This is a genomic window from bacterium (genome assembly GCA_024226335.1).
Classification (GTDB): Bacteria; Myxococcota_A; UBA9160; order SZUA-336; family SZUA-336; genus JAAELY01.
In genome coordinates, this window is record JAAELY010000129.1 from 1 (window position 1) to 6,510 (window position 6,510).

Annotated in this window: 8 protein-coding genes; 3 read left to right on the forward strand and 5 right to left on the reverse strand. The window is 62.6% G+C overall.

Features of this window, described 5'->3' with window-relative positions; all coding sequences use genetic code 11:
- Positions 1–621: lysoplasmalogenase (locus GY725_05950; protein MCP4003721.1), on the reverse strand; the 621-nt coding region annotated here is incomplete at its 3' end.
- A gap of 37 nt (positions 622–658) precedes the next feature.
- On the reverse strand, positions 659–1,633 hold the full coding sequence (locus tag GY725_05955) for a creatininase family protein (GenBank protein ID MCP4003722.1): 975 nt from the start codon (positions 1,631–1,633) through the stop codon (positions 659–661).
- A gap of 132 nt (positions 1,634–1,765) precedes the next feature.
- On the opposite strand from GY725_05955, the gene GY725_05960 reads away from it, so the two are divergent.
- From GY725_05960 to GY725_05970, 3 genes are all read left to right on the forward strand, one after another.
- Positions 1,766–2,392 carry an endonuclease III gene (locus GY725_05960; GenBank protein ID MCP4003723.1) on the forward strand — a complete coding sequence of 209 codons (627 nt, stop codon included), beginning with the start codon at positions 1,766–1,768 and terminating at the stop codon, positions 2,390–2,392.
- Positions 2,393–2,460: 68 nt separating this feature from the next.
- Complete coding sequence (locus GY725_05965) at positions 2,461–3,408, forward strand: alpha/beta hydrolase (protein MCP4003724.1); 948 nt, start codon at positions 2,461–2,463, stop codon at positions 3,406–3,408.
- Between the two features lie 36 nt (positions 3,409–3,444).
- Positions 3,445–4,290, forward strand: coding sequence for an SDR family NAD(P)-dependent oxidoreductase (locus GY725_05970; protein ID MCP4003725.1), 846 nt, complete (start codon positions 3,445–3,447; stop codon positions 4,288–4,290).
- A 16-nt stretch (positions 4,291–4,306) separates the two neighbouring features.
- Here the strand turns inward: GY725_05970 and GY725_05975 are convergent, their stop codons facing one another.
- The 3 genes from GY725_05975 to GY725_05985 all read right to left on the reverse strand — a co-directional run bounded on the left by GY725_05975 (position 4,307) and on the right by GY725_05985 (position 6,467).
- Positions 4,307–4,942, reverse strand: a complete 636-nt coding sequence (locus GY725_05975; protein MCP4003726.1) for a hypothetical protein — start codon at positions 4,940–4,942, stop codon at positions 4,307–4,309.
- Positions 4,943–5,047: 105 nt separating this feature from the next.
- Positions 5,048–5,509 (reverse strand): isoprenylcysteine carboxylmethyltransferase family protein, encoded by a 462-nt coding sequence (locus GY725_05980; GenBank protein ID MCP4003727.1) that lies wholly within the window; start codon positions 5,507–5,509, stop codon positions 5,048–5,050.
- Positions 5,510–5,543: 34 nt separating this feature from the next.
- Positions 5,544–6,467, reverse strand: coding sequence for an alpha/beta hydrolase (locus tag GY725_05985; GenBank protein ID MCP4003728.1), 924 nt, complete (start codon positions 6,465–6,467; stop codon positions 5,544–5,546).
- Between the last annotated feature and the right edge of the window lie 43 nt (positions 6,468–6,510).

Sequence of the window (6,510 nt, forward strand, 5' to 3'; positions counted from 1 at the left end):
GTAGTAGAGCGGCAGCCCCCAGATGCGGTTGTCGAATCCCGTGGCCACGAAGCGATCGCGCGCCACGGCCAGGTCGGAGACGTAGAACATCAGTGCGCCTAACAGAATCATGGGCCTGCCCACGTTCGCGACCGCTCCCACTGCGCAGATGATCATGCAGGTGATGACGACGATGTAGGCGTAGACGGGAATCGTCATATCAGGTGGAAGGTGAGGGCGCAGCCAGCGCAGGATCTTCAGCACCGGGGCGATCAAGATCAGGGTAGTCACCACGGCGGCCAACGGCTGCAGGCCTAGACTCGCGAAGGCCACCACGTAGGCGACGTGCCCGAGCAGAAAACTCGCGATACCGGCCTGGAAGATGCGAGGACGGTCGTCGGGAATCAGGAAGACATCTCCCCACCAGGAGAGCACCAGTCCCAGTAGCACGAGCAAACCGTAGCGGCCGTCGGGTCCGCCACCCTCCGCTGAACCGTCCAGAGCTCCGGCTGCTATGGCGACCGCCAGGAACCCGGTGGACGCGAGCGGCTTTGCAATCCAGACGCCTCTGCGGCTACCGGCGTACTCGGCCATCAAAAGCGCTGCAAGGGCTACGAGGGTGAGGAGGATGAAAAACGTCATGTCTTGGTTTGCGCGGGTTGGGTCGTGTTCATCCCGGCTATCCGACCGCCTTGGGTGCGTCCAGAAGGCGATCGAAGAGACGGACGGCCAGTGGGTTCACGAAGATCTGTCTGAGTTTCCAGGCCGGCGAATGCCATAGCTTTTCGGGGAGTCGGTCGTCGAGCAACTCACCGACTGCAGCACCCGCCTGCTCCCCGAGAACATCGAGAAAAGCCTCGCCCAGTTGCGCCGTGGCTTTACCGGGACTTCCCGAGTAGGTCTCCGTGGAAAAGAAGCGCAGCGAGTTCTTGAACTGGCGCAGCATTGCGGGGATGGCCGCTGGGCTGATTTCGCCCGCTTTCTGGTGGGCGATACCGAGTTCCTCCGCCCAGATGCTCGCCGAGCGCTTGTGCAGCGACTTGTAGTCCGGGTCGATCCACTCCGGGTGTAGAGCCAGTAGATGGCTGGTCTCCACCAATCCAGCGTGGGTATCGGCGTCAAAGTCGTGCTTTTCGACGCCGTCGATGTGCCCGAGCACGTCACCGAGTTCGGAGCCCTCGACCTCGAGACGGGAGAGCATCGCGGAGAAGATGCAGAGCATGCGAATACCCGTAGCTCGGGCGACCCGATCACACCCCGTCTCGACGGCCAGGAAGTGACGCGGACTGCCGTGAAAGTTCGATACGAGCACATTCTTGAAGCCTTGAGCGGCGAGTGAGCGGCCCAGGTCTTCAATCACGGAGATGATCGTAGAGGGTCGAAATGCAATCGATCCGGGTTGGGGCACGGGGTCACTGGCCACATAGATGAACGGCAACTTTAGAAAGGTGCGATCGTGGTGATGCTCGGGGACGAATTGAAGCGCTCGCTCCGCCAGTCCCTCGCCCTCAAAAGCGTCTGCGCCCAGTGGCAGGTGCGGGCCGTGCACCTCGAGAGGTGAACAGGTAACGAGTACCACGGCTCGCTCGCGATCGATCTGATCGAACTGCTTCTTGTTGAGCGTTTCCCAGAGTTGCAGCCGTGGTGCGGACATCGCGGGCTTCTCCTGTGAGCGCGGGGGCAATGCACTCGGGTTCCATGGGATACTAACCCGAGTGTACCGTGTTTGGGGTGGGGTCCAGAAGTGAGCCAGTCCGTCGTCGAAAAACCGCTCGATGCAGCGCTCGTGCGCAAGGCGAAGCGAATTCACCGAACGTTGGATCGACTCTATCCGGACCTGGAGGCTCCCGGTCCCCATCCGCGTCCCTACCAGTTACTGGTTTCGGTCGTGCTCTCGGCCCAGTGTACGGACAAGCGAGTGGCGGCCGTTCGGCCGACTCTGTTCGCGCGCGCCTCGACGCCCGAGGAGATGGCGCAGGTCTCCATTCCCGAGATCGAGAAGATCATCCGGCCGCTGGGTCTTTCCGAACGCAAGTCCCGGGCGATCTCGACGCTTTCGAAGCTTCTACTCGAACGCCACGCTGGGCAGGTGCCCCGGAGTTACCCTGAGCTTCAAGCCCTGCCGGGCGTGGGGCGCAAGTCGGCCGGGATCATGATGAGCCAGGGTTTCGGGCTCGAGGCCTTTCCCGTCGATACGCACATTCACCGACTGGCGGCGCGCTGGGGACTGAGTTCGGGGAAGAACGTGCGTCAGACCGAGCGCGATCTCATGAGGCTCTACCCCTCATCCGCCTGGAACCGACTTCACCTGCAAATCATCTACTTTGGTCGCGAGCACTGTCCGGCCCGCGGACACGATCCCGCCGGTTGCCCGATCTGTTCCTGGGCAGGCGGCGGCGAGCTTGCGCAGTAGCCGGAGTCTTCTGGTGTAAGCTGTCCGCTGCTTACTCCGAATCGTCGGCCAGTCGAGGAGAACAAGAGATGAGCGACGCCCCTCCGGCCGCACCCGGCGGCGATATCCTCAACCAGTTGTTCAGCGCAAAGCCTCCCGAGACACCTCTGGAGATGCGAGAGATGCTTGCGAGCTTCGCCGGTATGATCAACGTCGATCTGCCGGAGGTCGGCGCTTTTCACGAAGGCGTGCTCGTGCGCGAAATCGATGGCGAGCGCGTGACGGCGGACATCGTCGTGCCCACGGGCAAGGGTCCACATCCAGTTCTGGTCTATCTGCACGGCGGCGGCTGGATTTGCGGCAGTCCCCTCACGCATCGCAAGCTCGCCTATCGCTTTGCCGAGGCCGGCTATCTGGTCATCAACGTCGACTATCGACTCGCACCCGAAGCGCCGTTTCCTGCACCGTTCGAGGACTGTGTGCACGCGATTCGCTGGGCGGCCGAGGTCGCACACCAGTACGGAGGCGATGCTTCGCGGCTTGCCGTGGGAGGGGATTCCGCGGGCGGCAATCTCTCGGCCGCGGCGGCGGTCGCACTTCGCGACCAGCCCGATGCGCCCAGGATATCTGCGGCCCTGTTGATCTACGGCGTCTTCGATTTTGCCAGGATCGGTGAGGTTCCAGAGGGTATGGGATTTCCCGAGGGCCCGATGGCCGATCTCGGGCCGAAGATGACCCAACTCATGGTGGGTTCGTATCTCGGGGCGGATCCGGGACCGAGTGTCCTCGAGGATCCGCGAGTGAGCCCGGTCTGGCAGGCCGAGAAACTCCCGCCGTCTCACGTGTTAGTCGGTGGCGCTGATCCGCTGGTCGCGCAAGCCGAAGAACTCGTGGCGAGACTCCGGAAAGCCGGCATCGAGCACGAGCATGTCGTCGTAGATGCCATGCCTCACGGTTACGTACAGATGGAGTTCTTTCCCCAGGCGCGGGAGAGCATCGCTCAAATGGTGGCCTTCCTGCGCAAGCACGTGGGCTGAGGCGCGCCGCTCGGGCTGCGTCAGGAGACGACGAGAATGCAGGATTTCGAAGGCAAGGTCGCGATCGTAACGGGCGGCGCCAGTGGTATCGGTCGCGCGATGGCCGTCCGATTCGCCCAGCAGGGCATGAAACTCGTTCTGGTCGACATTGACGCGGACCCGCTCGAAGAAGCTGCGGAGGCGATCCGAGCCCAAGGGGTCGAGGTGCTGGCCCAGCGAGTCGACGTTGGCGACGCGGCGGCGATGGACGGGCTCGGCGAAGCGGTGTTCGAGCGTTTTGGAGCGGCTCACGTCGTATGCAATAACGCCGGAGTCGCTTCGGGTGGGCCGATGTGGGAACTCTCGACCGCGGACTGGGAGTTCACGCTGCGGCCAAATCTCTGGGGGGTCATCCACGGTGTACGGGTCTTCGGCAAGCACCTCGTCGCGCAGAATGATGGACACTTCGTCAATACCGCATCGATGGCTGGGCTCGTATCTGCACCCGGGTGCGGTCCGTACAACGTTTCGAAGCACGGCGTCGTGACCTTGTCTGAAACCCTGGCCGGTGATCTTCAGGCCCTCGGCTCCAAAGTAGGTGTGTCGGTGTTATGTCCGGGCTTCGTGAGTACGCGTCTCTGGGATGCAGAGCGCAACCGCCCGGACGCCGCACCCAGGACGGAAGAGCAGGAACAGGGGCAAGCGTTGATGCGGGCCGTCATCGAGGCCGGGCTGCCGGCGGAGCAGGTGGCTCAACTCGTGTTCGAGGCAATCTGCGATGAGCGCTTCTACATCTTCACGCACGAGGGCACGAAGGCGGCAGTCGAATCGCGCATGCAGAGTATTCTGGACGGACAGCACGCGGCGATTCCCGCAGAGGGCGCCGCCGTATTCATGAAATAGAGTGCTCCGCGCCTGCTTAGATCCAGCCCAGTACGGCTCCGAAAACGATCAGACAGACCGCGTCGAGTGCGAAGATCGCCCCGACGGTGATGGCCTTCTGGCGAACGCTCTCCATGTCGTGCACCCAGAAGGCGACCAGGTAGAAGTGGAGATAGCCGAATAGGAAGATCGGGATGGGGCTGCGCGTGCTCCAGCCCGCCCAGTCCCAGGTCAGGGCGTCGACCGCGTTCAGGAAGATCTCCACGATCACACATAACGCCGCGTTGACTCCGGCCAGGAACCAGCGGTTGGGGATGCCCAGGATTCGCAGCGACTTGTCCGCAGGCAGTAGCTTCGCGCCGTAGATGCCCATGAACGCGAACATCAAACAGATTTCGATGTTGAGCCCGATCAAGATCACATAGGCGCTGTCGCCGGGCGTGGCCCACATCGGTGCGTACTGCGTGAAGTGGAACACGAGGCCGTTCCAGATCTCGTTGAACCAGTCCATGCCCCAGAATGCAAGGCCCGCAAACAACACATTCCAGTTGCGGCGTTCGACTTCTACCGCGTAGATGTAGAACACGATCACGAGGATCGGGATGATGTACCACTCGAAGTGGCTTCCGTCGCGCAGCCTGTCGAGTGCCTGTGATGCGAATTCAGTCGGCATTGGATTTCACCTGCAATCGCGATGTTCGCAAATGCCCCGAGCTGTGCGGGCCGGTGTCTCTCATCGCAACCTGTTTCCGCCACCCGCTGCGGCGGCCTGGTCGGGTCACAGCCAACGCCGCACCCGCGCGCAATAGTCTGCGTATTCCTCGCCCAGTTTCGCGTTCAGATAGCGTTCTTCGGCGGGTACGACGATCCAAGCAATCCAGATGTGCACGGCGATTCCGGAGACCACGATGAATCCGTTGTCGGCGGCGATGCCGATGCCCAGGTGGATCGCAGTCATGCCCAGGTAGACCGGGTTGCGCGAGCGCTGGAACGGGCCCGACGCCACGAGTTGGGAGGTCGCGACGTCGGGGTTCATGTCTTCGCCCCGATTCCGGTAGGCGAGTTCGCATACCCCGACCAGCGCGACTCCGAATGCGATCAAGGCCAGTCCGGAGCCGAGGCGCAGGGTGCTATCTGCGGCAAAGCTCGCGTCGACGACGAACGCTGCGGCGAATCCCAGCAGCAGTCCGCCCGCGTAGACAATCGGAGGCTTGGGTGAGAAGGCGGCTTCGGGTTCCATGTCCTTGTTCCTCCTTGTCCGTTCGCTCAGTCTCTCAGCCCTTTGGCCCGGTCTCCGTGTCTGTCGGTGTCGAGTCGTTCAGTACGAACTCCGCGACAAGTTCGGGACTTTCCAGCGGAAAGAAGTGCGTGCGGTCGGCGAGGTGATGTTCGCGCGCATCCGCAAACTCGTCAACGAGACCGGGCCAGGTCGGTGAGTACGAGAAGTCCATCAGATTGCGATCGGGCGGTGTGAGCTTGGCTCGCAAGAGCAGCACCGGCACGCGGATCGCGCGCACGCTCTCGTACACCTCGGAGCTGATGCGCGAGCTCATGTAGACGCTGGCTTCAATGCGCGGTGGGCACGCGAGTACGAACCCTTCGGTTTCGGGATCCGGTAGTAGCCCGTACTGGCAGTAGTCGCACAGCACATCAGGTGCGAAAATGGAATAGGGCGCGCGGCCCTTGAAACGCTCGAACATTGCTTCGGAGCTGGCGAAGTGATTCTTGCGCCGAGCGGTCGGGTGGTCGATGTCGCCAAATGCGTCGGTATACGCATTGTGCGCGCCGTATACATCGGGTGCCTGGATGACTGGATCCATCAGCAGCAGGCGTTGGAAGCGATCGGGCAGGGCGGCGGCTGCTTCGGTCAAGGCGTAGCCGCCCATGGAGTGCCCCACGCCGATTACATCGTGCAAATCGAGTTCTCGCACGAACGCCGTCAAATCCCGCCCGAATACACTCCAGTCGCTGATCTCGACCTTCTCGCTGCGCCCGTGTCCGCGCTGATCCAGCGCCAGCACGTGGCGGTCTCCGAGCAGCGCGATGGCCCGATCCCAGACGCGTGCGTGAAAGCCCGTGGCGTGCGCAAAGAGAACAGGTGCGGAGCGTCCCTGGAATTCGCTTCCCCACTCGAAGAAGGCCAGTTCGATTCCGTTTACGCGCACTCGCCTCTCGACGGGTTGGGGCGCTCCGCTCATTTCGTTTCTCCGCTGTGATCGCGCCCGCTTGTCTGCGCTCGAC

Coding starts and splice junctions, on each gene's coding strand:
- GY725_05955 (MCP4003722.1), bottom strand. CDS start 1,633: ATGTCCGCACCACGGCTGCAACTCTGGGAAACGCTCAACAAGAAGCAG.
- GY725_05965 (MCP4003724.1), top strand. CDS start 2,461: ATGAGCGACGCCCCTCCGGCCGCACCCGGCGGCGATATCCTCAACCAG.
- GY725_05970 (MCP4003725.1), top strand. CDS start 3,445: ATGCAGGATTTCGAAGGCAAGGTCGCGATCGTAACGGGCGGCGCCAGT.
- GY725_05975 (MCP4003726.1), bottom strand. CDS start 4,942: ATGCCGACTGAATTCGCATCACAGGCACTCGACAGGCTGCGCGACGGA.
- GY725_05980 (MCP4003727.1), bottom strand. CDS start 5,509: ATGGAACCCGAAGCCGCCTTCTCACCCAAGCCTCCGATTGTCTACGCG.
- GY725_05985 (MCP4003728.1), bottom strand. CDS start 6,467: ATGAGCGGAGCGCCCCAACCCGTCGAGAGGCGAGTGCGCGTAAACGGA.